The organism is Sulfitobacter pacificus (assembly GCF_030159975.1).
Classification (GTDB): domain Bacteria; phylum Pseudomonadota; class Alphaproteobacteria; order Rhodobacterales; family Rhodobacteraceae; genus Sulfitobacter; species Sulfitobacter pacificus.
The window spans coordinates 1,514,224-1,538,833 of record NZ_BSNL01000001.1; the positions used below are offsets into that span (position 1 = coordinate 1,514,224).

Consider the following 24,610-nt stretch of genomic DNA (forward strand, 5'->3'; position numbering starts at 1 on the left):
GAAAAAGCCCCGCAGTTTTTTCGGGGCTTTTTTCTATTCGGATGTTTCGACGATCATCAATTCGCGTTCGGATGCGCCTTTGGCGTGTTCCAGCGCCGCTTGATAGGCATCTGAATGATAACATTTTTCTGCGGTTTCAACGTCCGGGAAACGCGCAACCACATTGCGGGGGCGTTCGCGACCTTCCAGTTGTACAAACCGCCCGCCACGCGCGATGAATTCGCCGCCGTGCTCAGCAATCGCCACAGTCGCGCCGGCGGCGTATTTCTTATACGCCTCTTCATCCGTCACCGTGACATGTGCAATCCAAAGTGCGCCCATGGTCTTATCCTTTCAAAATGGCGGTTGCCGCCGCGATGGCAGCATCCGCGTTTTCTGCGCTGGCACCGCCGCCCTGCGCCATATCAGCACGGCCACCGCCGCCTTTCCCACCCAATTCGACAACTGCCGCCTTGACCAGATCAACAGCAGAAACCCTATCGGTCAGATCAGCCGTGACACCACCGGCAACAGCCGCTTTGCCACCGGTATCAGCGATCAGCAACACCGCCCCGGTTCCGAGGCTTGCCTTGAATTCATCAACCAATGCCGGCAGGTCCTTGCCCGTCACCCCCTGTAGCACCTGTGCCATGAACTTCACGCCGTTCACCTCGATGGCTTCAGGAGCGGCAGCGCCACCGCCGGACATCGCCAATTCGCGCCGCAGCTGCGCGACTTCATTGCTCAGGCTCTTGCGTTCCTCCATCAGCGATCTGACCCGCTCTGGCACATCAGCGGTTGAGGTTTTCAACCCTTCGGCAATACCCGCCAGCGCGGTTTGCTGATCGCGCAGCCATGTCAGCGCCTCAGCACCGGTCAGGGCCTCGATCCGGCGCACACCGGCGCTGCTGGCGCTGTCACCCAGCAAGACGAAGGCGCCGATGTCACCGGTCTGGCGCACATGGGTGCCGCCGCAAAGCTCCAGCGAATAGGTATTCTTATCCGTGCCCTTGCCCGACCCCTCTTCACGGCCCATTGACACCACACGTACCTCATCGCCGTATTTCTCGCCAAACAAGGCCTGCGCACCCAAGGCGCGGGCATCATCAGGCGTCATGATGCGGGTTTCCACGGCGGTGTTCTGACGCACGTAGTCGTTCACCTCCCGCTCGACCTGACGCAGTTCCTCGACGCTCAGGGCTTTGTTGTGGCTGAAATCGAACCGCAGCCGATCCGCGGCGTTCAGCGACCCGCGTTGCGCGACATGATCGCCAAGCGCCCCGCGCAGGGCCTCGTGCAACAAGTGGGTTGCCGAGTGATTGGCGCGAATCGCGGTCCGGCGGGCATGATCAACGTTTAATACAGCCGCCTGCCCTTGCTTGATCGTCCCTTCGGATACCGTTCCGAAGTGGACGAAAACATCTGCCGCTTTGCGCGTGTCGGTCACGGTGATCACGCCGCTATCCGTGCGGATGCTGCCAGTGTCGCCAACCTGGCCACCGGATTCGGCGTAAAATGACGTCTGGTTCAGCGCGATTTGCACCGTATCACCGGTTTCGGCGGCCTCGACCAATCCTCCATCCTTGACCACGCCAACAATCTGCCCCTCAGCGGTTTCCGTGTCATAGCCCAGAAAATCAGTGACGCCATGTTTGTCGGCCACATCAAACCAGACCGCCGCATCAGCCGCCTCGCCCGAACCGGACCATGCCGCGCGGGCCTTGGCCTTTTGTTCCGCCATGGCCGCATCAAACCCGTCGGTGTCCACCGCCAGACCTTTTTCGCGCAGGGCATCCTGTGTCAGATCAAGTGGGAAACCAAAGGTATCATAAAGCTTGAACGCCGCCTGTCCGGGCAGATTGGCGCCTTCTGGCAGGCCGGACACCTCATCCTCAAGCAGGCGCAGCCCCCGCTCAAGGGTTTGTTTAAAGCGGGTTTCTTCCTGATGAAGCGTCTCTGTGATCAACGATTGCGCCTGTCCCAGTTCAGGATAGGCCGCCCCCATTTGGCCCACCAGCGAAGGCACCAGTTTGTGCATCAGTGGATCCTGCACCCCCAGCAAATGCGCATGGCGCATCGCCCGGCGCATGATCCGGCGCAGCACATAGCCGCGCCCGTCATTTGACGGCATCACCCCGTCTGCAATCAGAAACGATGTGGAGCGCAGGTGGTCCGCAATCACACGGTGATGGGTTTTGCCCGGCCCGTCAGGATCTGTGTTAGAGGCATCGGCAGAGGCCTCGATCAGGCTGCGCATCAGGTCAGTGGCATAGTTATCATTGGTGCCCTGCAACAGGGCGGCAACACGTTCGATGCCCATACCGGTGTCGATCGACTGGTTCGGCAAATCGCGCCGTGTGCCATCTTCCAGCTGCTCATACTGCATGAACACAAGGTTCCAGATTTCGACAAACCGGTCACCGTCTTCTTCTGGCGATCCGGGAGGGCCGCCCCAGATGTGATCGCCGTGATCATAGAAAATTTCGGTACAGGGACCGCAGGGGCCGGTTGGACCCGCAGACCAGAAATTGTCATCCGTGGCAATGCGGATGATCCGGTCATCGCTGAGGCCCGCATGTTTTTTCCAGATTTCCACGGCTTCATCATCGGTGTGATAGACCGTCACCAATAGCTTGCTTTCATCGATGCCAAACCCTTTGGTCAGCAAATCCCAGGCCAGCGGAATAGCCTCGGATTTGAAGTAATCGCCAAAGCTAAAATTCCCTAACATTTCGAAAAACGTATGGTGACGCGCGGTATAGCCGACATTGTCCAGATCATTGTGTTTGCCACCGGCGCGGACGCATTTCTGGGCTGTGGCCGCGCGGGTATAGTCGCGGGTTTCAACACCGGTGAACAGGTTCTTAAACTGGACCATCCCCGCCGCGGTGAACATCAAGGTCGGATCATTGCGGGGCACCAGCGGGCTGGAAGGCACCACGGCATGCCCGTTCTTGTCAAAATAGGACAGGAAAGTGGAGCGGATTTCGTTCAGGGTCTTCATGGGCTGGCCTTCCGGGCGGGATTACGGTTTGCCAGAAATAGCCCTGTGCGCATGGGGTGTCCACAGCCCAGAACGCGAAAAGGGACAGGTCAATTCGACCCGCCCCTTCCCAAATCTTACCCAAATCTTAACCGACGCCAATCAGATGGATCCGCCGGACCGAATTCAACCGGGATCTAGGCCTCCAGAATATCCGCGTCATCCTTGTCAGACCCGTCGAAATCCAGCCCATGCGCCGCGCGGATCTTATCCTCGATGTCCATCGCCATGGCTTCATTGTCTTTCAGGAACTGTTTGGCATTCTCACGCCCCTGCCCGATCCGTTCGTCCCCGTAAGAGAACCACGATCCGGATTTATCCACGACGCCCACTTTGACACCAAGATCCAACAGCTCGCCCATCTTGGAAATGCCTTCGCCATACATGATGTCGAATTCAACCTGCTTGAACGGGGCGGCCACTTTGTTTTTTACAATCTTGACCCGTGTGGCGTTGCCGACAACCTCGTCACGATCCTTGAGCGCGCCGATGCGTCGGATGTCCAGCCGAACGGAAGAGTAGAACTTCAGCGCGTTGCCGCCTGATGTCGTCTCGGGAGAGCCAAACATAACGCCGATCTTCATCCTGATCTGGTTGATGAAAATCACCATGCAGTTTGACCGCGAGATGGAGCCGGTCAATTTGCGCATCGCCTGACTCATCAAACGGGCCTGCACGCCAACAGAGCTGTCGCCCATGTCACCCTCGAGTTCAGACTTGGGCGTCAGGGCCGCAACCGAATCGACAACCACCATGTTCACCGCACCGGAACGCACCAGCGTATCGGTGATTTCCAAGGCCTGTTCACCCGTATCGGGCTGCGAGATCAGCAATTCATCAATGTCGATGCCCAGCTTTCTGGCATATTGCGGATCAAGCGCATGTTCCGCATCCACAAAGGCGCAAACGCCACCGGCCTTTTGCTGTTCTGCGATGCAATGCAGCGTCAGCGTTGTTTTACCAGAGGATTCCGGCCCGTAGATCTCGATGATCCGGCCCATTGGCAAACCGCCAATACCCAGCGCGATATCCAGGCCAAGTGACCCGGTCGAGCTGGCCTTGATGTCCTGAATGGCCCCTTCGGAGCCCAGTTTCATGATCGACCCCTTGCCGAATTGCCGCTCAATCTGCGCCAGCGCGCTGTCGAGCGCCTTTTGCTTTTCCGCTGTTTTTTTATCTGTCATTGTCAAAAGATCTGCCGTTGCCATGTGCCTGTTCCCTTAGTGTCATAGTGTTGTGGCATCGGCAATCTCTCACCGTCCACTGTCATATGTTCTGCTAATGTTCCATATGAGGCCAAAACGAGAACATTTCAACATAATTCTTCTACAGCCATCTTTTTCCCTCTTTGGTTAAAAAGTCGTTTACGCTAGACCTGACAGGTGCAGTTTCTATTGGCGGGGCCCTCAAATGCTTGTTTTCTATAAGGAACGCCTTGCGTTTCTATCGGTGCCCAAGACAGGCACAACCGCCTATGAGACCGCATTGGCAGCGCGCGCGGATATGGTGATTTCCGAACCACCCATGCTGAAACACGCGCCTGTCTATCGCTACAACCGCTTCATCCGACCGATGTTTGAACGAGTGTGTAATACCGAGCTGGAAGTGATGGCCGTGATGCGCGAACCTATATCATGGCTGGGCAGCTGGTACAGGTATCGCCAACGCCCGTTTATGGAGGGCAAACCCAACAGCACCCATGGCGTCAGCTTTGACGATTTTGTGCTGGCCTATATGAAAGGCAAGAAACCGGGTTTTGCGGATGTCGGCAGCCAGTTCCAGTTCATGAAGACCCAGCCTAACGGCACCGGCGTCACGCATTTTTTCCGCTATGAGGATCAACCCCGGCTGCGGTCTTTTCTGAAAGAGCGACTTAATGTTGAATTGATCCTGAAACAGGAAAACGTATCCCCAAAGATGGCGCTGCCCCTTTCGGATGACGTGGCGCGGCGTTTCAAAAAGAAATGTGCAGAAGAGTTTGATCTATATGCCTCCATCCCCTGAATTAATGCAGTTGGCTTTGCACGGTTTCGGTCAGATCACTTAGTGAAAACGGCTTGGGCAGGAAGACCGAATTCGGGATGCGGGTCTGTTCTTCGCCAAAGCTGTCTTCGGCGTAGCCAGAGACAAACACCACCCGCACGTCAGGCCGGATTTTCAGCGCCTCGCGCACCCAGCTTGGACCGTCCATGCCGGGCATCACCACGTCGGTCACAAAAACATCTATGCTAAGCGACTGATCTTCAAGCGTTTTCAATGCCGCCTCGGCGGAATCCGCCTCCAACACCGTATATCCCCGCAACCGCAATGCACGGCTGGCAAAGGCGCGCACCGGGGCTTCATCCTCAACCAGCAGGATGACCCCCTCCTCACTTTGCTGCGGCGTTGCCATCACCTTGTCCGGCACCTTTTGGGTCTTGGCCGGTTGCGTGACATAGACCGGCAGGTAAAGAATAAAGGTCGTGCCCTTATCCACCACAGAATCGACAAAGATATAGCCATTGCTTTGTTTGATGATTCCGTAGGCGGTCGACAGGCCCAATCCAGTGCCCTCGCCGGTGCGTTTGGTGGTATAGAATGGCTCAAACACCTTTTGCAGCTTGTCCGGGGCGATCCCCGCCCCATCATCACTGACCTGCACCGTGACATACTGGCCGGGGGGGACCGATGCGCGGTCCCGGTCCAGTGGTTCCTTCAGCTCGATATATTCCGTTGTGACGCGAATTTCCCCGCCCGCGGGCATTGAATCACGGGCGTTGACGACAAGGTTCATCAACACCTGTTCCAGCTGCCGCTTGTCCGCCCGCACCGGTTTCAACACCGGATCATGGGTCAGCGTGAGGGTAATTTTTTCCCCCACCAGACGGTTGAGCAGATGCGTCAAATCCGCCAAAGTATCCCGCATATCAATGGTTTCAAGCCGCAGCGTCTGTTTGCGGGAAAAGGCCAACAACTGCCCGACCAGTGAGGCAGCACGGTTGGCATTCTGGTTGATCTGGATCAGGTCACCGTAATCCGGGTCACTCTGATCACGGTGCAAAAGCAATAGATCACAATGGCCAGATATGGCGGTCAGCAAATTGTTGAAATCATGCGCCACACCACCGGCCAATTGCCCGATTGCCTGCATTTTCTGGCTTTGGACAAACTGCGCCTCCAGTGTTTTCAGCTCCGTTGCATCATGTAAAACAGCAACCAAGGAGGGTTCGCCCTCATCCATAACATGGCTCAGAACGACCTGCACAAACACTTCTCGGTCTGTCCGCTTCAGCCGCAAGAACTCTGATTTCTGTACCTTGCGGAAGGCCAGCGTGTCATTGATCCAATCCGCAATGGAACGTCCCAAACCTTCCATAAGATTGGAAAGATGCACATTATCTTCCAAGGCCACACCCACCAGATTTGCCGCCATCCGGTTAAAGGTCTTCACCTTGCCATCCGGGGCCACCTTGATCAGCGGCACCGGAAGATCCTCAAAGGCCTGCCAGCCCTGCGCGGAAACCGCTTGTTCCGGCACCGGCAGGAAATACAGCGCCCGACGCCCCGCGCCCGCTGTTACCTCTGCAACCAGAACCCGCTGCGGCCCGTCAGAAGTGATCAGATCAGTGGGGATGCCCGGCACCACCGGCAGGGCGTTGAACAACCGGTCCAGCCCTTTGACCCTGCTGCCAATCAACCGCCGCGCCGCGTCATTCATGAACAAGATGGCATCGCTGCGGCCAATCATGACCATCGGCAAATGCTGCCCTTCCTGCGCCGCCCGCGGTGGTGCCCGTTCGCCCAGCTGATCAACCCGCCAGACATAGGCATCTTCGGCCACCACATGTACGCACAGGCGCAAATGCCCGGCGCGGGTGAATATATCTTCCTGTGCCGCGCCACTTGCCACCGCCCGGGATTGCAGTCGGAACAGAATGCCGCCCGGATTGGTGACAGAGGATTTCAGCACCCCCGCCAATGTATTAAATCCGTCAATTTCGAACTGTTGATGCGCCGCTGGATTAGCAGACCGGATCTGGCCATCTGCATTCGCCACAAAGCTTGGCGTGGCGTCGCGCCGTATGAACCCTTCAATCACCGCCAGTTCGGCATTTTGTTTGCGTAGCGCACGGCGTTTGCTGGCCCAGACCAGCCCCCCCAGAACAAACAGGGTCACAGAGGAGGAGATCAGGCCAAGGCTTAACATCCGGTAAGGGGCAACAAGTGCCAGTGCCGCCAGAAACAGGCAGATCGCCAGGGTCCAACGGGCCTGACGCGCAGCACCGCTTAACTGCTTTGAGCGCTTCGGTCGCTGGGTTTGGGTGTCGGGCAAAGAGGTCCCCTTGGCATGCACGAATCGTCCCCTATTACGCGCACGAAGGGTTAATCAGCCTTTAACTGCGTTTAGAATCGCACGTCATGATTGAAAATATACAAAATCAATCACGCATCAAGTGTGCCGCGAAGAATCCATCGCCCGCCGGCCCCACCGCATATCGATGCTGGTCGCTGCAACGCCATCCGGGATGACGGGCCAGAAACGCCGCAACCCGATCTTCATTTTCCTCCCGAAGCAGCGAACAAGTCGCATATGCCAAGGTGCCCTGATCGCCAAGCAAACCCGCCGCCTCGTCCAGAATACTGTCCTGAATGGCAGTCAACTCAGCAAGCCGCGCTGCTGTCAGTGTCCATTTTCCTTCCGCCGCGCGCCGCCATGCGCCGGACCCTGAACAAGGTGCATCACATAAGATAACGTCAAAAGGCGCAGCACCAGGCAGCGCGTCACTGTCCAACTGGGTCACTGCAGCCCCTGCCCGTTCCGCCCGTGCGGATAAATCCGCCATCCGGCGCGGGTCAATGTCATGGGCAAAGACTTGCCGTCCCTGCTGCGCGGCCACGGCAAGCGCCTTACCACCCCCGCCCGCACAATAATCAAGCAGTTTCACACCCGTCGGCAGGGTGGCCACAACCGCCTGACTGGCCGCATCCTGCAACTCGACCAGCCCTTCGGTGTAACAGGCGGAATTGCGGATCTTGCGCGCGCCTTCGGTAACGCTCAGCGCGGTGTCACAAAGCGGATTCACCTCTGCGGTGATCCCTTCCCCTGCCAGCTGGGCAATCGCCGCTGCACGATCAATTTTTGCGATATTCACCCGCAGGAAAATCGGCGCACGTTCCTGCAATGCCATGGCCGTGGTCCCAGCCTCCGCGCCCAAAGCTTCTTTGAACAGCGGAATCAACCAATCCGGCAGGTTCCACAGGGTGGCTTCCTCCTCGGGCGGCAACGGTGCCTGAGCTTCTGCTTCACTCAGGGGCTGGGGCGCATGGCCAATGCCGGAAAACAAGGCGTCCAAATCAGCGCCCTGCTGGCGCAAAATCCCGATCAGCAGAGCGCGGGGCGTACTGCTTTGGCCGAAATGCGCCGCGGTGCGTTTGCATCTCAACACATCAAAGACATGATCGCGGATGGCCGCACGATCCTTGGACCCGGCAAACCGGCTGCGTCTCGCCCAACGGGTCAGCGCCTGTTCGGCGGCCAATCCTTCGGACATATCATGCAAAACCTCAATGGCCGCGGCCACTCTGGCACCAGGAGTCATAGTTCATCCAATACTTTAAATATTACCAGCAAGATGCTGACAATCCTCGATCATCCAACCCGGTAGTTCGGCGATTCCCGCGTGATCTGAACGTCATGCACATGGCTTTCCTTCAGCCCAGCACCGGTGATCTTGACGAAGTTACAGCCGCGGCGCATCTCTGGCACGGTTGCACAGCCGGTGTAGCCCATGGCCGCACGCAGCCCCCCCACCAGCTGATGCACCACCGCGCCGGCGCTGCCTTTATAAGGCACTTGACCCTCAATGCCTTCAGGCACCAGCTTGTCACTGGCAGCATCTTTCTGGAAATAGCGATCTGCCGAACCCCGTGCCATGGCACCAAGCGACCCCATCCCACGATAGCTTTTGAAACTGCGGCCCTGATAGAGGATCACCTCGCCCGGGGATTCGTCCGTGCCTGCGATCATCGAGCCGACCATCGCACAGGACGCCCCCGCCGCAATTGCCTTGGCAAAATCACCGGAGAATTTGATGCCGCCATCCGCGATCACCGGAATGTCGCCTGCCGCTGCCGCGCAATCCATAATCGCGGTCAGCTGCGGCACGCCAACACCTGCAACCATGCGCGTGGTACAGATGGACCCCGGCCCGATGCCAACCTTCACGGCATCCGCGCCCGCATCAATCAAGGCACGGGTTGCTTCGCCTGTGGCCACATTGCCCGCGACAACCTGTACCTCATTGCTCAGCGCTTTGGCGCGGGTTACCGCATGCGCCACCCCTTCGGAATGACCATGGGCCGTGTCGATCACGATCATATCGACCCCCGCCTCTACCAGCGCCTGCGAACGTTCAAAACCGGCATCCCCCACGGTGGTTGCAGCGGCGACCCGCAGACGGCCCAGATCATCCTTGCAGGCTGTCGGGTTCAGCACTGATTGCTCGCTGTCCTTTAACGTCAGCAGCCCCGTCAAAACCCCTTTACCATCGGTCACCAGCAGCTTTTCAATCCGGCGCGCCTTCATCAGGCTCAGCGCCTCACCACGGTCGGCAGGTTCCATCAGCATGGCCAGATTTTCGTTGGTCATCATATGTTTGACCGGCGTGGCATCATCAGAGGCGAAACGCATGTCGCGGTTGGTCACAATGCCGACCACCCGGCCCTTTTCATCCACCACCGGAAAGCCGGAAACGTTGTACCGCTCTTGCAGGGCTTTTGCATCGGCCAATGTCTGATCCGGCGTCAGGGTGATCGGGTTATAGACGATACCGCTTTCAAAGCGTTTCACGCGGCGCACCTCGCGGGCCTGTTCATCCACCGTCAGATTGCGGTGCACAACCCCCATGCCCCCCGCCTGCGCCATGGCAATCGCCATCCGGCCTTCGGTTACGGTATCCATCGCAGAGCTGAGCAACGGAATGTTCAATGCAATGGATTGTGTCACATGTGTACGTGTGTCCGCGGTGGAAGGCAGCACCGAAGATGCTCCCGGCACCAGCAACACATCATCAAAGGTAAGAGCCTCACGAATTTCCATTTTGCACCTCTGGCTTATGGCTTCATTTGGCAATTTCCTATTTCACGGTCTGGCGCTGATGAAAAGGGTGATTTGGGAGGTAGACTTGTATTGATCAAAGGTTTGCGGAAAGCTGCCCAGAACAAGGAGTAAACAATGGCAGATCACGGATATGATGCGGGGCGGCTGAACCTGCCGTTTGTGGGGATATCGACCTTTGGCAAACGCCCCTATCAGCCGGATTGGGCGGCGCTGGATGCAGATGTGGCGATCCTGGGCGCACCATTTGATGCGGGCACCCAGTTTCGCGCCGGGGCGCGGTTTGGCCCGCGCGGTGTGCGCGAGGCCTCGACCCTGTTCAGTTTTGGCCATGCCGGTGCCTATGATCACGAAGATGATGTGACCTATCTGCCGGGCAATGTGAATATCGTCGACATTGGCGACGCCGATATTGTGCATACTGACACCGAGACCAGCCATGCCAATATCGAAGCTGGTGTGCGGGCGATACTGGATGCGGGTGCCTTGCCGGTGGTGATTGGCGGGGATCATTCGATCAACATCCCCTGCATCCGCGCTTTCGACGGTCAGGGGGACATCCACATTCTGCAGATCGATGCCCATCTGGATTTCGTCGATGTGCGCCACGGGGTGCGCCATGGCCACGGCAACCCGATGCGGCGTGCGGCCGAGCAGGACTATGTCACGGGGCTCACGCAGGTCGGTATTCGCAATGTCAGCTCAACCGCCAAGGAGGGGTATGATGATGCCCGCGCAATGGGGTCCGACATTATTTCCGTGCGGCAGGCCCGCGAAATGGGGCTGCGCGGCGTGCTGGCCCATGTGCCAACCGGTGCGCGGCTTTATGTGACGATAGATATTGATGCCTTTTGCCCCTCCATTGCACCCGGCACCGGCACCCCGTCACATGGCGGGTTCCTCTATTATGAGGTGGTGGAGCTGTTGCAGGCGGCTGCGGAACGGCATGAGATTGTCGGCATTGATCTGGTCGAGGTTGCGCCGGATTACGACCCAAGCGGATCCACCTCAATTCTGGCAGCACAGGTTTTGCTGAATTTTCTGGGCTTTATTTTCCACGCCCGCAGCCAGTTGTAATTCGCGGATTGCAGCAGAAAGGCGCCGCAAAGCTGCACGCCATTTTATTGGGGGCTCTGCCCCATCGATCAAAGATCGATTCCCCGCAGCATTTAAGGCCAATAAGAGGGGCGTATTATGCGCAGGACAGCATCTGTGGCGGGGATGTTGCGTTTTGTGCCGCGGATCGCCTTTCGCTTGCGGATGATCACGGTATGGTGGCGCAAAACACCCTTGGGAATAGCGCAATGAGCAGTGATCCACTTGTTATCTTCACCCCTTCCGGCAAGCGCGGGCATTTTCCGGCTGGCACGCCAATCCTGACTGCAGCGCGTCAGCTTGGCGTTGATCTGGATTCGGTCTGCGGCGGACGCGGCATTTGTTCGAAATGCCAGATCACGCCAAGTTATGGTGAATTCTCCAAACACGGGGTCACCGTGCAGGAGGATGCCCTGTCGGAATGGAATGCGGTTGAGCAACGCTATCAGGACAAACGCGGATTGATCTCCGGGCGCCGGCTGGGCTGTCAGGCGACGGTACAGGGGGACATCGTGATTGATGTCCCACCTGAAAGTCAGGTGCATAAGCAAGTGGTACGCAAACGCGCAGAGGCCCGCGATATCGTGCTGAACCCCTCGACCAAATTGTTTTACGTTGAGGTCGCAGAGCCCGACATGCACGATCCTTCCGGTGATCTGGAACGGTTGCGCATGGCCTTGCAGGAGCAATGGGAACTCGACGAGGTCACTGTTGATTTGCACATCCTACAGAAGATGCAGCCGATTCTGCGCAAGGGCAGCTGGAAAGTCACCGTTGCGATCCATCTTGGGGATGATGAGAACCCCAACCGGATCATGCACATCTGGCCTGGTTATTACGAGGGTACGGTTTATGGGCTTGCCGTTGATCTGGGGTCGACCACCATTGCCGCGCATCTGTGTGATCTGGCAACCGGCGACGTGGTTGCCTCCTCCGGGGTGATGAACCCACAGATCCGTTTTGGCGAGGATCTGATGAGCCGTGTCAGCTATTCGATGATGAATGCCTCCGGTGCCGAGGAGATGACCACCGCTGTGCGCGAAGGGATGAACGGGTTGTTCAGCCAGATTGCCTCAGAGGCCGGGATCGACAAACAGCTGATTGTTGACGTGGTGTTTGTCTGTAACCCGGTGATGCACCATCTGTTTCTGGGGATTGACCCATTTGAGTTGGGACAGGCCCCTTTCGCCCTGGCCACGTCCGACGAGATGCGGCTGCGGGCCTCTGATCTGGAGCTGAACATCCATCCTTCGGCCCATGTTTATCTGTTGCCTTGCATCGCGGGACATGTGGGGGCGGATGCGGCGGCAGTGGCTTTGTCAGAGGCACCGGATAAGTCCGAGGACCTTGTGCTGGTGGTTGATGTGGGCACCAATGCGGAGATTTTGCTGGGCAATAAGGAAAAGGTGCTGGCCTGTTCATCGCCCACCGGCCCTGCCTTTGAAGGGGCGCAGATCAGCTCTGGCCAGCGTGCTGCCCCCGGTGCCATTGAACGGGTGGAGATTGATCCGGCAACCAAAGCGCCGCGCTTCAAGGTGATCGGCAGTGATCTATGGTCTGATGATCCGGCTTTTGAGGCAGCGATTGCCAGCACGGGTGTCACCGGCATTTGCGGCTCCGGCATTATCGAGATGGTTGCAGAGATGCGCATCCACGGGATTGTCGATGCCCCCGGGTTGATCGGCACCGCGGCGCAAACCGGATCGGCCAACGTCTTTGCCGACGGGCGCACCAATTCCTATCTGGTTTATGACGGCACGGGTAAAGGTGGCCCCATGATCACCGTCACCAACCGCGATATCCGGGAAATCCAGATGGCCAAGGCAGCGCTTTACTCCGGTGCGCGTCTGTTGATGGATAAATTCGGCGTCGACAAGGTGGACCGCGTGGTGCTTGCCGGCGCATTTGGCGCACATATCAGCACCAAACATGCGATGGTGCTGGGGATGATCCCCGACTGCCCGCTGGACAAGGTGACCTCTGCGGGCAATGCCGCAGGTACCGGCGCGCGGATTGCCCTGCTGAACACAGAGGCCCGCGCGGAGATCGAACAGACCGTGCGCGACATTCACAAAATCGAAACCGCAATCGAGCCGCGTTTTCAGGAGCATTTTGTCAATGCCTCAGCCATCCCCAATGCGGTCGAACCTTTCCCGATCCTGAACTCCATCGTCACCCTGCCAACCGAGACCTTCAACACCGGCGGCAAGGCCGGTGAAGCGCGTGGTGGCGGACGGCGCAGGCGGCGCGGCTGACGGATCTTACGCTCAGCAGGATGGGTCGGTCAGATTTTGGCGGGCCCATCCGCTAGAAACGGCGGGACAACGCCACGCCACAGGCCCGTGTTCTGGCCTCGAAGATTGCGACATTGGATGTCGTTTTGCCAATCTGACAGGTCAGTTTTGGTACAACCCCACGATAGCTGAACGTGCTGTTGAACAGGGTCACAGAGACATCCGCAAAACGATCCTGTCGTGCAAACCCCAGTAGACTGCCGAAGTTTCGCTTGCCAAAAACCACCTGCCCGCTCAATTCGGTGCCGTTGCGAAACGCAGTGCTGGCGCGCAGGGTGGCGGCAAGGCTTGTGTAACGCTGCACATCCGCCTCAGCATTCGCATGTTCCGCCTGCACCCCAAAGCGCAGCGCGAGGGATGGGCTTGGGGTCAGCAGATAACCTGCATCAACCAGAACGCGCGGCCCGTCAACAGCGCTTCCTCCCTCGACATCAAAGGTCGAGAGTTGCAGGCGCCCATCAATGCGGCGGCGGCGGTCGATGTTGTAGGATCCGAAAAAGCTGACGCCATTGCGTGTCACATCACCGGCATCACGAAAGCTGGACAGATGGAAGGTACGCAACCCGATTTCCGCCTGCGGAAAAAACCGTGAATAGGAAAGGCCGAGTTCAAGGTCGCTTTGCGGTGCCAGATGGGTGGAATAGAACTTTCGCTCCACGCGCCAGTCAAACACCACCAGATCGCGGGGGGAAAGCGTGGTACGAGCGTATCCCTTCAGGCCAATACGACTGTTCCACCCCGCAATCCGGCGGTTTGCCGGGTCGATGGTACCGGTCCCCAAAAGATCATTTTCAATCGCTTTGTTGTCGGTTCCCTGATTGATGTTGTCGGACGGGGTAAATCCCAGAATGACACTCACACCAAAGGGCCGTTCCGCGACGATCCGGTTCAGAACACTGCGGTACAGCCTGTTCAGTTCGGGGCTGTGGTTGCGCTCTGCCAGGATTTCGAACTGGTACTGCGCGGCCGCCATCTGACCATCCAGAATAAGTGTATAGCCCAGCTCTTCGCGCAACGGAATGTCATTGGGGTGTGACCTGAGGGCCGCGCGCAATATCTCTATCGCACGCGCAAACTCCCCGTCAGCACGCAATAGACGCGCTTGTGACAATCGGCTTTGATCCGGCCCCGCGTCTTCAAGGGCATGGATCGGTCCGGGCGACAGCAACAGGAAAACCGTCAGGAAGACACCAATCCAAGCCGCGACGCCCTGAGTCGCGCTTTGCGTCAATTTGCGGTCCCGACCAATCCACCTGCAATGGCCGAGTTGCTGTCAGTACCATGGAATGTTGCGATCACGCCGGTGCTGCCAACCTGCCCGTTCAACGCGGTATCCATGCGACCAGACAGCACTTTTGTGCCCACAATGCCACCGCTGACGTTGTAATCCACCTGTACGGAACCGGTCACTTCCTGACCACTGATCTGACCATCTACTTCCAGATCCGACGATGTGCCGGTAAGTGTTCCTTCGCTATAGTCTGCGGTCAAGGTCGTACGGCCGATGAAGCGGCGGGAACCTTGATCTGCGCTGATGTAATTGCCTGAACGACTTGTGTTATCAAGAACGATGTAATTATAGCGTGTGTTGTAGGTCACGGTGCCCTCTGTGACAGGGTCGCCTACCTCTGGATCATCAGCGATACCGGCCACAGCGACCACCTGCCCTTTGCGTTCATTGATCCCGGTTGCGAATGCGACAAGCCCCACCCGCGCATCTGACACGGACAAATTCGATTCACTTTCCAGTGAAACATCTACCCTTCCGTCCGAAACGCGCTCAACTCCGCTTGCAGTGATATTGCTGGAGCGCCCGCCAGACCCACATGCCGACAGCAAGACAATTGAACCAAGCGCTACGCATTGAAAGGCTGCACGTCTGGATTGAAAGGTGAATGGCATCTGTTTTCCCCGCTCTGGATACTCATTATTTTCAGGATAGTTACCTAAGCTACCCGTTCAGGAAGAACAACCAGAAATAGAGCGACATTAAAAATTGCCCGCAAGTCACCCTAGTTCTGTCCCCATTGACGATCGCTTGACCATGCCTTCAAGATATCATATTCGATCAGGCATGCGGGTATGGTGAAAAGGTATCACGGCAGCTTCCCAAGCTTTAGTTACGAGTTCGATTCTCGTTACCCGCTCCACCACTTATTTTCAGAAGATTTACCAACTTCTTTGGTCCATGCAGCCTTTCGGCGAGCGATCGACCGTTTCGACAGACGCATACTTAGGCTTCCAAAATCACGCAGATCAACCTGATCCATGCACCCCGCAGAAACGCCCGCAGCCACCAGAATCGCCAGCACATTCATGCGGGCCACTGCATCTGTCAGTATTGTCAAAAAGAGGGGTAATGGCGGATCGACAGGGATTCGAACCCTGGAGACGATCTCTCGCCTACACACTTTCCAGGCGTGCGCCTTCGACCACTCGGCCACCGATCCATTGCGCGGGGTTTAGTATGACCGCGCCCCCCTTTGCAAGAGCGAAAACGCACCCTTGGCCGCATTCCCTGTCACTGTGTTTCAACTGTCCAGATGGAGATAGACACGCCGGTTCATCCGACCCTTGTTTTCCATCTTTCCCAGACGCAATGCGCCGATTTCGCCAGTGCGCGCCACATGGGTACCGCCACAGGGTTGCAGATCAATCCAGCCTTCGTCGTCATTGCCAATTCGGATCAAACGCACATCCCCCGTGCCTTTGGGTGGCCGGACTGCCATCGTTTTGATCATATGCGGGTTTGCCTCCAGCTTGGCCTGGGTGATCCAGCTTTCACTGACGCGGGCATCCATGTCGACAAATGTATTCAGGGTCTCTTCAATCTCTTCGCGATCCTCTGGCGCATCGGGCATATCAAAATCCAACCGCCCATGGGTCGCAGAGATTTGCCCGCCGGTCACCCCAAAGGGCATCGCCACAGACAACAGATGCAGCGCCGTATGCACACGCATATGTTTGTAACGTCTGTCCCAGTCCAGCTCATGCACCACATGCGCCCCTTTGGGTGGCAGGGCGGATGCCTCTGCGGGCACCAGCACAATTGCATCACCTTCGCCTTTGACGGTCGTGGCAATGGGCAGGCGCTGACCATCCCAGCTGATCCAGCCCGAATCCCCCGGTTGCCCCCCCCCGGTGGGGTAAAACAGCGACTGATCCAAGACGATCCCGCCTTCCGGTGTAATGTCGCGCACCTTGGCAGGGGACTCGCGCCGATAGGCGTCTTCGCGAAACAGCATACGGGTCATGAAGTTGCTCCTTTTGGCCCGGTTCGATCATCGGCCCTGGGCGCGATATCGTCATCCGCTTTCTGCGCGCGTTCCGCTGTTTGCACTGCATCTGTATGATCTTGTGCCTCTGGCGACTGCATGGCGGGGCGCAGCGCCTCCGGGTTGCGCAGCCAGACATCGCGCTGGGCAAAGGGTATTTCAATGCCCGCCTCGGCAAACCGCGCAACAACTTCATGGTTAAAGTCGTTCTTGACCACCATCATGAAATTGACGTCACGCAAGACACAGCGCACTTCGAACTCCAAAGCATCCGCACCGAAGTTCAGCAAAAGCACAGCAGGCGGCGGTGTCAGCACCACCATCGGATGGGCCTCTGCGATCTCGCGCAGGATGGTTTCGACCTGCCGGGTATCGCTGCCATAGGCCACACCGACCGGAATGATGACCCGCCCAACGGTATTTCCACGGGTATAGTTCGTCACCGTACCGCTGATCAGATCAGCATTGGGTACGATCACATCTGTCCTGTCGAATGTCTCGATACGGGTGGAGCGCACAGAGATGTCGCGCACATAGCCCATCTGATCCCCTACCTCGATCCAGTCCCCTTCAGAGATCGGGCGTTCGATCAACAGGATGATGCCGGATACAAAGTTGCTGACAATGTTTTGCAGACCAAAACCAATACCGACAGACAGGGCACCGGCAACAATGGCCAGTGAGCTCAGATCAATCCCTGCACCGGTGATCGCAGCAAGGGCTGCAAGGAAGATACCGACATAGCCCAGACCGGAGACGATGGCGTTTTGCCCGCCCACATCAAGCCGTGTCTTGGGCAATACGTTATTTCTGAGGGCAGATTGCACAAGCCGCGTCAGCACATAGCCAATGGCAAAGATCACCGCAAAAGCAATGAAATCCGTTGGTGAAATCTGGCTTTCCCCAACAGAAAAGCCGCGCAGGAAGACGGTCCAAAGCTCGGTCAGGTCATTGACCCGTACTCCCCAGACCAAAGCCAGCAACGGCATGACAAGCAGCAAAAGGATAAACCCGAACAGCACCGGCCAAAGCGCATCCCGCGCCTGCACACCTATGCCGGTAACGGCCCCATAGACATCTGCCGAAAACCGTTGCAGCGCCATGACAAGCCCCAAAAGGGTCAGGGTCATGAAATAGGGCGGCAAGAGCGCATCAGCCGCGCGGAAATATCCAAGGGCCGCAAGTAACGGCGTCACCACCGCTATCAGCATCGCCCCCTTCCCCAGGCCGCGGATCATCCGCGCCAACGTCGAGGCCCGCAGCTCTGTGCCCAGCGTTTCATCCTGTCCGGGATCCGTCACCCTGCCAAGGATCTTGCCAATAAGATAAAGCGATACAGCGGCAAGCACGGTGATCGGGAACATCAGGACGGGTTTGGAGGCCGGTGCCGGGTCGCCCGCGTCAAATATCTCGGCAATCAGGGCCGCCACAACAATCAGCGCCGTGATGACAGAGACATGAAACCGCGCAGCGCGGCGATCCTGAGGGCCAAGCGAAATCAATGCTTCGTCATCATCGCGCGAAAACACCCGCTCGGAAACCCAACGCACCCCAAGCATCATCCCGCCAAGGAAGGCAAACAGCAGGAACATCTCGTCCAACCGTGGTCCAAAAGCACCGGTTGAGATCGCAGCCAGCGCCAATAGGTTCAGCCCTGCAAAAGGCAGGAAAATCCGCAGCAGTGACACCACAAACCGCCAGATGCCGAACCCACGCGCCCCAAAACGGTGCAGGCTGTTGACGATCATTTGCGACCAGACGCGGCCACGCAGGATCAACACCAGCCCCAGCACGGTCAGCGACAGGGTTACCGGCAGGGTCTGGCGCAGATCGCTGGCAAGGCCGCCAGCCTCAGGTTTCTCGCGCCACAACCCGGCAAGCGCGGCTTTGAAATCAGCCAAAGCGGGCTGCCAATAGACCGGATATAGCGGTGACGGTGTGGTTTCCAGCAGCTGTTCCGTCTGTCTTTCCCGCAGGGTCTGGTCAATCTGGCTAACGATGGCATCCGCACGCACAAACTCGGCCTCGGCGCGCTGCACCGGTATCAACAGGGTCTGAAGCTGTGCATTCAGTTCTTCGCGGTTGGCGGCAACATCGGGGGGTTCCGGCGTGGCCCCCTCACCTTCGGGTTCTGGACCTAGGGCTGCAAGCTGCTCGCGCAGGGTTGTGATACGCGCCGCGTTTTGACTGGTCGCTTCACGAAAGTCGGTGCGAAAGGCAACGATCTCTTCACGCAGGATTTCCAGCCGTTGTTCGGTGCTGTTTTCAGAATCCAGCAGCTGTTCCGCAGCCGCGGCGGCCACGCTCCAGCGGGTGACCTCAGAGGCACCGACCCCTTGCGCCATGGCAGCCTGTGCCATGGCCAGGACCATTATCCCAATTGCCAACCAGCGACGGACGACAGACATCAGCATCACAGATCTTCAAAGACCTCTGGCAGCACCACGGCATCACGGTCCAGCCACGCGGGCACCGGCAGCCCCTTCTCGCGCAGGAAGGTCGGATTGAACAATTTAGACTGATAACGTGTGCCAAAGTCACACAGGACAGTCACAATTGTATGCCCCGGCCCCAATTCACGTGCCAACCGCATGGCCCCTGCCACGTTCACGCCGGAAGAGGCCCCCAGACAGAGCCCTTCGTCCTGCAACAGATCAAAGACCACCGGCAGCGCCTCGGCATCAGGGATGTTGTAGCTGAAGTCGGGTTTGAACCCTTCAAGGTTCTTGGTGATCCGCACCTGCCCGATGCCTTCGGCAATGGACCCCCCTTCAGAGGTCAGTTCACCAGTGGTGTAATAATTGTGCAGTGCCGCGCCATCAGGGTCTGCCAGCGCAATCTTCACGCCCTTTGGCTGCAACACATGGGCGATTCCCGCCAATGTCCCGCCAGACCCCACAGCACAGCAAAAGCCATCTACCTTGCCGCCAGTCTGCTCCCAGATCTCGGGGCCTGTGGTTTCGATATGCGCCTGACGGTTGGCGACATTGTCAAACTGGTTGGCCCAGACGACGCCTTCGTTGGTGGTGCGTGCCAAAGCCTTGGCCAGACGTTCGGAATAACGGATAAAGTTATTTGGGTTGCGGTAAGGCGCAGCTGGCACCTGCACCAGTTCCGCACCCGCCAGCCGCAGCATGTCTTTCTTTTCTTCGGATTGGGTTTCGGGGATCACGATCACTGTCTTGAACCCCATCGACGATCCCACCAACGCCAGACCGATGCCGGTATTGCCTGCCGTGCCTTCGACAATCGTGCCACCCGGTTTCAGCGTTCCCTTGGCAATGGCATCTTGAATGATGAACAGGGCGGCACGGTCTTTGACCGACTGGCCGGGGTTCATAAACTCGGCCTTGCCAAGGATCTCGCAACCCGTCGCGTCGGACGGGCCGCGCAGCTTGATAAGTGGTGTTTTGCCGACGGCCTTGGCCAGATCAGATGCGATGTGCATGAATGCCCCCAATAGTTACAGCTGCGGCGCAGCTTTATTCCCTGTCAGGTGTATCTGTCGCCCCCTCGGACCTCAAGCGATCCCTGTGATGCGCCAGATAATAAGCGGCCATCACGACAGGCGCATTGGCCAGATCAAACCGCGCCACCCGCGCCATCAGATCATCAAAGGACAGCAGGTGCGACCGGATGTCTTCATTTTCAGCGTCCAGACCACCAATTCCGGTCAGCGCATCCGGCAAATCCGCGAGCCCCAGATAGACATAGTAAAACCCTGTTGAACTGGCTGGGCTGGGATAGGTTTCGGCGATCTTTTCCAGCCGCCCCAAGGCCAGCCCCGCCTCTTCCTTTGCCTCGCGCCGTGCCGCCTGTTCTGGTGCTTCACCGGGATCAATACGGCCAGCCACCGGTTCCAGCTGCCAACTGGCCCGATCCCCGCGTGCAATGGGACCAAGACGCACCTGCTCAACCAGAAGCACCCGGTCGCGCAGCGGATCATAAGGCAGCACAATCGCCGCATCCGCATCAATCAGCACCGCACGATCAAGACTGTCGGACAGGGTGCCATCAAAACGCGAATGGCGCAGGGTGATGTCGTCCAGCGCATAAAAGTTGGAATAGCTGCGGATGCGGGACAACACTTCAACATGGCCCGGAAAACCATCCTGCCCGTGCAACGACCGCGCCGCGCGCAGCTGCGCATCCGCCCGCGCCCGGATCACCGGAAACATTGCCGCCACGTCATCGCGGGTCCGCTGGCCGAAATAGCCCATCACCTCCTGCGCTGCGATCACGCTCATCTCTCCGGATTTTTCGGCCCATGTGGTCAGGGACCAAGGCCCGTCCGCGGTCCACAGCCCCGCTTGCGGCACATAGACTTCTGCCGCCTGCCCCCCTGACAATGTCACCGGCACAAGATCATAGGCAAAACTGCCCTCGTAAAAATCCAGTCGCGCAATGTCATCCGACGTCAGACCGCGCACCAGCACCCCCTTGGCGGTCTGGCCAGCCTGTGTCTCGATCATCGGAAACGGCCCTTCGGCCACGGCGCTGACACGGTAGCCTGACAGCGTGGCATCCATCGTATCAATATCGTCCGCAGCGCGCCCCAACACGACCTCCAACAACGGAAGGTGCCGCAAACTGCCGTAAAAAAACAGGTTTCTCATGACCCTAGGGCCATCTGTTGCTCGCAAATTCGGTCAAAAGCCCGCAGAATAACGTGCCAACCAGCAAGGCAATCCCAATCGGCACGGTTGCAACCATCACCGCATATTCCGCACCAATCCGAAAGATTGCCACCAGTGCCTCAAACGGGCCGTCATACCGGTTGCGCATCGCCAGCCGAACCATTTCATTGATCGCCTGCACACCGATGCCCCAAAGCATCAGCAGAAACATGCCCGTCAGCCCGTTGTTGATCGCCGCTGTGGTGCCGCGCCCAGCCCTGCGGCCCATGGCAAACCATCCGACACCAAGGCCAAGGCAGATGTTAACCGGAATGAAATACCCAAAGTCCGTGCTTTCCGGCATCAGCGGCATCACCATCAAAGAGATGAAATAAGCGGTCACAGCCACGCAGAAAGCGGCCATCAATCGCGCGGCGGTGGGCATGAACGTACTCCTGATGCATCCCCGTCAGCCGGGTCTGCGTATGGTAATCTGGGTTACGTCACAATTTCCACTGTCAAATGTCGCAGCACAGGAAGTGAGGTAAAAATTCCACATCCGCCGGAACCTGTCATCAAACCCCAGCGCCTTGATCTGATCCCATTTGGCATTGAAGGTTTCATGCCAGCGGCGCAGCGTGATGTCATAGCTTTTGCCAAACTCGATAGAGGTATCCACCACCAGTCCGGCGCGTTCGATCTGTTGGCGCAACACTTTAGGAGAAGGCAGCATCCCACCGGGAAATATATATTTTTGGATAAAATCCACACCACGCTTATAGACATCCCATCGGGCGTGATCGACGGTGATAATCTGTAGCGTCGCCGCCTTGCCCGGCTTCAGCCTCTCGCGCACAGCGTCAAAATAGGTCGGCCAATATTGCTCCCCCACGGCTTCAAACATCTCGATACTGGCGATGCCGTCGTAGTGACCTCGTTCATCGCGGTAGTCTTGAAGTTTAAAGTTAACTACACCAGAAAGACCCGCATTTTCAATGCGATGCTTGGCATAGTTAAACTGTTCTTCGCTGATTGTCAGCCCGGTCACTTTCAGCCCGCGTTCCTTGGCGGCATATTCGGCGAAACCGCCCCAGCCACAGCCTATTTCCAACACATGATCACCGGGTTTAACGCCCATCTGGTCAACCATGCTTTTGTATTTGGCAATCTGCGCCGCCTCCAGAGAAAGCTGCGCGTCCTGCTCGAACAAGGCTGACGAATAGGTCATCGTGTCGTCTAGCCATAACCCGTAGAAATCATTCCCCAGATCATAATGATAGCTGATGTTTTTGCGGGCTTGTGACTTGGAGTTACGCTGCAACCAGAACCGCAGCTGTTCAAACCGGCGCACCAATCCCATACCCGGAAACCCGTCATACATGTTTTCATTGCCATGATGCACCAGATCCATAAAGGCCTGCAGATCCGGCGTGGACCAATCACCATCCAGATAGGCATCACAAAACCCCAGATCGCCTTCGCGGATCAGCCGGGCAAACAGATCAGTGCTATGCACATGCAATTCCGCCACATGCCCCGGATTGGCCCCTTCGGCGCGAAAGACCCGCCCGTCAGGCAGCACAAAATCCACCCGCCCGTTGCGCATTGCCTGCGCCATCTCAAACACCCGTGAAAAGTATCGCGGCAGGCCTGTCTGCCCGTCTGTAGTGGTTAAAATCATGGTCACTCCCTGTGGGATGGTATGGGGGCTTCACCCGCATCCTCATCCTGCATCATCGTTAAAACTCTCTGTTTTCGTAGGCATCCAATGCGCGCGCACGTCCCTCTGCCAAGGGAACCACGGGATCGGGGTAATCGGCATCTGCCGATAGAGACCAGCTGCGCGGCACCGCATCAAAATAGGCCAGCGCATCCTTGTGCGGCTTACCCCTGTCTTCGGCAATCCAGCGCGAGGTATAGGCCCGCTCGGGATCAAACTTGTCCAGCTGCGTCTCCGGGTTGAAGACCCGGAAAAACGGAGATGCGTCCGGCCCCGACCCTGCTGTCCACTGCCACCCCATGGCGTTGCTGGCGGGATCCCAGTCAATCAGCGTATCCTCAAACCACGCCATGCCGATGCGCCAGTCGGTCATCAGATGTTTGGTCAGATAGCTGGCCACAATCATTCGTGCCCGATTGTGCATCCGGCCTGTCACATAAAGCTCGCGCATTGCCGCATCGACAAAGGGCACCCCGGTACGCCCTTGTTTCCACGCCATAACCTCGGCACTTTCACCGTCAGTTTTCCAGGGGAAGGCATCCCATTCCTTCCGCCAGCTGCTTTTGAGAAGATGCGGCGTGTGATGCATCAGATGATAAGCAAACTCACGCCAGACCAGCTCTTTCAGAAAGGTCTCGGCCCCTTGTTTGCCTTCTTGCATGGCGCGTTCGCCAGCTTGCCAGCATTGATGGGGGCTGATCTCACCTAGGGACAGGTTTTCCGACAGGTTGGAGGTGCCATCGACCCCCGGCAGGTTGCGATTGTCCTTATAACTGGCAATCTTGTCAGCAGTGAATCGGGCCAGACGGTCCTGCGCTGCCAGCTCTCCCAATTGCACAAAGGGGCGCACCACGTCTGCCCCGCGGTTCATTGCCGCGTCCATCTCCCATTGATCCAGTTCATCACTGTCAGGCCAAACTTCCGGTGCCGGGATCTGCTTTGGCGCAGCACGGGGCGTATCAACGCCCAACTCTTTGACCGCATTCCAGAACGGTGTGTAAACCTTGTAATACCCACCTGTCTTGGTCTCAACAGTCCAGGGTTCAAACATCAGGTGCCCACCAAAGGAACGCACCTCAAGGCCCTGTTCTTTGAGGGTTTCCTTGATGTCCTTGTCACGCGCGACACTGGCCGGATCATAAAGGCGCGACCAGTAGACACCGCCGGCACCAGTCTGCGTGATCAGCTCTTGCAAAACCGTCAGCGCATCCGCACCGCGCCGCAGGATCAGACGGCTTTCCATTTTCGCAAGTCGATCCGCCAAGGCACCAACCCCTAGGCCCAGCCGCCACTTCGGTGCCGCGCCTAGCTCTGCCACCAAAGGGTCATGGATAAACAAAGGGATCACCGGACGCCCGGACGCACAGGCTGCGGTCAGGGCCGCATGGTCGCTTAGCCGCAAATCGCGGCGAAACCACATCAGGATCGGTGTTTTCTCAGTCATGTCGCAGCCAGAATTCCTTTGTTGGTCGTGTTCTTAAAGGAGTTAGCG

The 24,610-nt window shown here is 57.8% G+C and carries 19 protein-coding genes and 2 tRNA genes; 4 read left to right on the plus strand and 17 right to left on the minus strand.

Annotation, left to right across the window (positions count from 1 at the left end):
* Positions 1-33 precede the first annotated feature (33 nt).
* The 3 genes from QQL78_RS07655 to recA form a co-directional block, all read right to left on the minus strand.
* Positions 34-321, minus strand: coding sequence for a DUF1330 domain-containing protein (locus QQL78_RS07655; RefSeq protein WP_284372162.1), 288 nt, complete (start codon positions 319-321; stop codon positions 34-36).
* Positions 322-325: 4 nt separating this feature from the next.
* Positions 326-2,983: an alanine--tRNA ligase gene (gene alaS / locus QQL78_RS07660; RefSeq protein WP_284372164.1), complete on the minus strand. Its 2,658-nt coding sequence runs from the start codon at positions 2,981-2,983 to the stop codon at positions 326-328.
* 176 nt (positions 2,984-3,159) lie between these two features.
* The gene (gene recA / locus QQL78_RS07665; RefSeq protein ID WP_284372166.1) at positions 3,160-4,230 is read right to left on the minus strand and encodes a recombinase RecA; all 1,071 of its coding nucleotides are present in this window, start codon (positions 4,228-4,230) and stop codon (positions 3,160-3,162) included.
* A gap of 202 nt (positions 4,231-4,432) precedes the next feature.
* Here recA and QQL78_RS07670 point away from each other — a divergent pair, with 202 nt between their 5' ends.
* The gene (locus tag QQL78_RS07670; protein WP_284372168.1) at positions 4,433-5,026 is read left to right on the plus strand and encodes a gamma-glutamyl kinase; all 594 of its coding nucleotides are present in this window, start codon (positions 4,433-4,435) and stop codon (positions 5,024-5,026) included.
* Position 5,027: 1 nt separating this feature from the next.
* On the opposite strand, the gene QQL78_RS07675 is transcribed toward QQL78_RS07670, so the two are convergent.
* The 3 genes from QQL78_RS07675 to guaB form a co-directional block, all read right to left on the minus strand.
* Positions 5,028-7,208, minus strand: a complete 2,181-nt coding sequence (locus QQL78_RS07675; RefSeq protein WP_284375494.1) for a hybrid sensor histidine kinase/response regulator — start codon at positions 7,206-7,208, stop codon at positions 5,028-5,030.
* A gap of 232 nt (positions 7,209-7,440) precedes the next feature.
* Entirely contained in the window at positions 7,441-8,601 is a 1,161-nt protein-coding gene (locus tag QQL78_RS07680; RefSeq protein WP_284372170.1) for an RsmB/NOP family class I SAM-dependent RNA methyltransferase, read from the minus strand.
* Between the two features lie 50 nt (positions 8,602-8,651).
* A complete protein-coding gene (guaB, locus tag QQL78_RS07685) occupies positions 8,652-10,100 on the minus strand; it encodes an IMP dehydrogenase (RefSeq protein ID WP_284372172.1) in 1,449 nt (482 codons plus the stop codon).
* A 135-nt stretch (positions 10,101-10,235) separates the two neighbouring features.
* Between guaB and speB the strand changes: the two genes are divergently transcribed.
* Positions 10,236-11,195, plus strand: a complete 960-nt coding sequence (gene speB / locus QQL78_RS07690) for an agmatinase (protein ID WP_284372174.1) — start codon at positions 10,236-10,238, stop codon at positions 11,193-11,195.
* A gap of 227 nt (positions 11,196-11,422) precedes the next feature.
* Positions 11,423-13,468, plus strand: coding sequence for an ASKHA domain-containing protein (locus QQL78_RS07695; RefSeq protein ID WP_284372176.1), 2,046 nt, complete (start codon positions 11,423-11,425; stop codon positions 13,466-13,468).
* Positions 13,469-13,520: 52 nt separating this feature from the next.
* Here QQL78_RS07695 and QQL78_RS07700 read toward each other — a convergent pair whose 3' ends face one another.
* Both QQL78_RS07700 and QQL78_RS07705 read right to left on the minus strand, forming a co-directional pair.
* Complete coding sequence (locus QQL78_RS07700) at positions 13,521-14,738, minus strand: surface lipoprotein assembly modifier (RefSeq protein WP_284372178.1); 1,218 nt, start codon at positions 14,736-14,738, stop codon at positions 13,521-13,523.
* The gene (locus tag QQL78_RS07705) at positions 14,735-15,238 is read right to left on the minus strand and encodes a hypothetical protein (protein ID WP_284372179.1); all 504 of its coding nucleotides are present in this window, start codon (positions 15,236-15,238) and stop codon (positions 14,735-14,737) included. Before QQL78_RS07705 ends, QQL78_RS07700 begins: the two co-directional genes overlap by 4 nt.
* A gap of 345 nt (positions 15,239-15,583) precedes the next feature.
* Here QQL78_RS07705 and QQL78_RS07710 point away from each other — a divergent pair.
* Positions 15,584-15,657: transfer RNA gene (locus QQL78_RS07710), tRNA-Gly, on the plus strand.
* Here QQL78_RS07710 and QQL78_RS07715 read toward each other — a convergent pair.
* The 9 genes from QQL78_RS07715 to QQL78_RS07755 form a co-directional block, all read right to left on the minus strand.
* A complete protein-coding gene (locus tag QQL78_RS07715) occupies positions 15,646-15,825 on the minus strand; it encodes a hypothetical protein (RefSeq protein WP_284372181.1) in 180 nt (59 codons plus the stop codon). The two genes, QQL78_RS07710 and QQL78_RS07715, sit on opposite strands and share 12 nt — an antisense overlap.
* Positions 15,826-15,867: 42 nt before the next feature.
* Positions 15,868-15,957: transfer RNA gene (locus QQL78_RS07720), tRNA-Ser, on the minus strand.
* Positions 15,958-16,038: 81 nt separating this feature from the next.
* Positions 16,039-16,761 (minus strand): alanyl-tRNA editing protein, encoded by a 723-nt coding sequence (locus QQL78_RS07725; RefSeq protein ID WP_284372183.1) that lies wholly within the window; start codon positions 16,759-16,761, stop codon positions 16,039-16,041.
* Complete coding sequence (locus QQL78_RS07730; protein ID WP_284372185.1) at positions 16,758-19,142, minus strand: DUF3772 domain-containing protein; 2,385 nt, start codon at positions 19,140-19,142, stop codon at positions 16,758-16,760. The genes QQL78_RS07725 and QQL78_RS07730 overlap by 4 nt, the downstream gene beginning before the upstream one ends.
* A gap of 53 nt (positions 19,143-19,195) precedes the next feature.
* The gene (locus tag QQL78_RS07735) at positions 19,196-20,230 is read right to left on the minus strand and encodes a cysteine synthase A (protein WP_284372187.1); all 1,035 of its coding nucleotides are present in this window, start codon (positions 20,228-20,230) and stop codon (positions 19,196-19,198) included.
* A 34-nt stretch (positions 20,231-20,264) separates the two neighbouring features.
* The gene (locus tag QQL78_RS07740; protein ID WP_284372189.1) at positions 20,265-21,398 is read right to left on the minus strand and encodes an NUDIX domain-containing protein; all 1,134 of its coding nucleotides are present in this window, start codon (positions 21,396-21,398) and stop codon (positions 20,265-20,267) included.
* A 4-nt stretch (positions 21,399-21,402) separates the two neighbouring features.
* Positions 21,403-21,843 carry a TrgA family protein gene (locus QQL78_RS07745; protein ID WP_284372191.1) on the minus strand — a complete coding sequence of 147 codons (441 nt, stop codon included), beginning with the start codon at positions 21,841-21,843 and terminating at the stop codon, positions 21,403-21,405.
* A gap of 24 nt (positions 21,844-21,867) precedes the next feature.
* Positions 21,868-23,079: an SAM-dependent methyltransferase gene (locus QQL78_RS07750; RefSeq protein WP_284372193.1), complete on the minus strand. Its 1,212-nt coding sequence runs from the start codon at positions 23,077-23,079 to the stop codon at positions 21,868-21,870.
* 58 nt (positions 23,080-23,137) lie between these two features.
* Positions 23,138-24,562 (minus strand): cryptochrome/photolyase family protein, encoded by a 1,425-nt coding sequence (locus QQL78_RS07755; protein ID WP_284372195.1) that lies wholly within the window; start codon positions 24,560-24,562, stop codon positions 23,138-23,140.
* Between the last annotated feature and the right edge of the window lie 48 nt (positions 24,563-24,610).

Excerpts from the sequence above, each read along its gene's own strand:
- QQL78_RS07655 (WP_284372162.1), bottom strand. The coding sequence starts at position 321 with ATGGGCGCACTTTGGATTGCACATGTCACGGTGACGGATGAAGAGGCG.
- alaS (WP_284372164.1), bottom strand. The coding sequence starts at position 2,983 with ATGAAGACCCTGAACGAAATCCGCTCCACTTTCCTGTCCTATTTTGAC.
- recA (WP_284372166.1), bottom strand. The coding sequence starts at position 4,230 with ATGGCAACGGCAGATCTTTTGACAATGACAGATAAAAAAACAGCGGAA.
- QQL78_RS07670 (WP_284372168.1), top strand. The coding sequence starts at position 4,433 with ATGCTTGTTTTCTATAAGGAACGCCTTGCGTTTCTATCGGTGCCCAAG.
- QQL78_RS07675 (WP_284375494.1), bottom strand. The coding sequence starts at position 7,208 with ATGTTAAGCCTTGGCCTGATCTCCTCCTCTGTGACCCTGTTTGTTCTG.
- QQL78_RS07680 (WP_284372170.1), bottom strand. The coding sequence starts at position 8,601 with ATGACTCCTGGTGCCAGAGTGGCCGCGGCCATTGAGGTTTTGCATGAT.
- guaB (WP_284372172.1), bottom strand. The coding sequence starts at position 10,100 with ATGGAAATTCGTGAGGCTCTTACCTTTGATGATGTGTTGCTGGTGCCG.
- speB (WP_284372174.1), top strand. The coding sequence starts at position 10,236 with ATGGCAGATCACGGATATGATGCGGGGCGGCTGAACCTGCCGTTTGTG.
- QQL78_RS07695 (WP_284372176.1), top strand. The coding sequence starts at position 11,423 with ATGAGCAGTGATCCACTTGTTATCTTCACCCCTTCCGGCAAGCGCGGG.
- QQL78_RS07715 (WP_284372181.1), bottom strand. The coding sequence starts at position 15,825 with ATGAATGTGCTGGCGATTCTGGTGGCTGCGGGCGTTTCTGCGGGGTGC.
- QQL78_RS07725 (WP_284372183.1), bottom strand. The coding sequence starts at position 16,761 with ATGACCCGTATGCTGTTTCGCGAAGACGCCTATCGGCGCGAGTCCCCT.
- QQL78_RS07730 (WP_284372185.1), bottom strand. The coding sequence starts at position 19,142 with ATGGCACAGGCTGCCATGGCGCAAGGGGTCGGTGCCTCTGAGGTCACC.
- QQL78_RS07735 (WP_284372187.1), bottom strand. The coding sequence starts at position 20,230 with ATGCACATCGCATCTGATCTGGCCAAGGCCGTCGGCAAAACACCACTT.
- QQL78_RS07740 (WP_284372189.1), bottom strand. The coding sequence starts at position 21,398 with ATGAGAAACCTGTTTTTTTACGGCAGTTTGCGGCACCTTCCGTTGTTG.
- QQL78_RS07745 (WP_284372191.1), bottom strand. The coding sequence starts at position 21,843 with ATGCCCACCGCCGCGCGATTGATGGCCGCTTTCTGCGTGGCTGTGACC.
- QQL78_RS07750 (WP_284372193.1), bottom strand. The coding sequence starts at position 23,079 with ATGATTTTAACCACTACAGACGGGCAGACAGGCCTGCCGCGATACTTT.
- QQL78_RS07755 (WP_284372195.1), bottom strand. The coding sequence starts at position 24,562 with ATGACTGAGAAAACACCGATCCTGATGTGGTTTCGCCGCGATTTGCGG.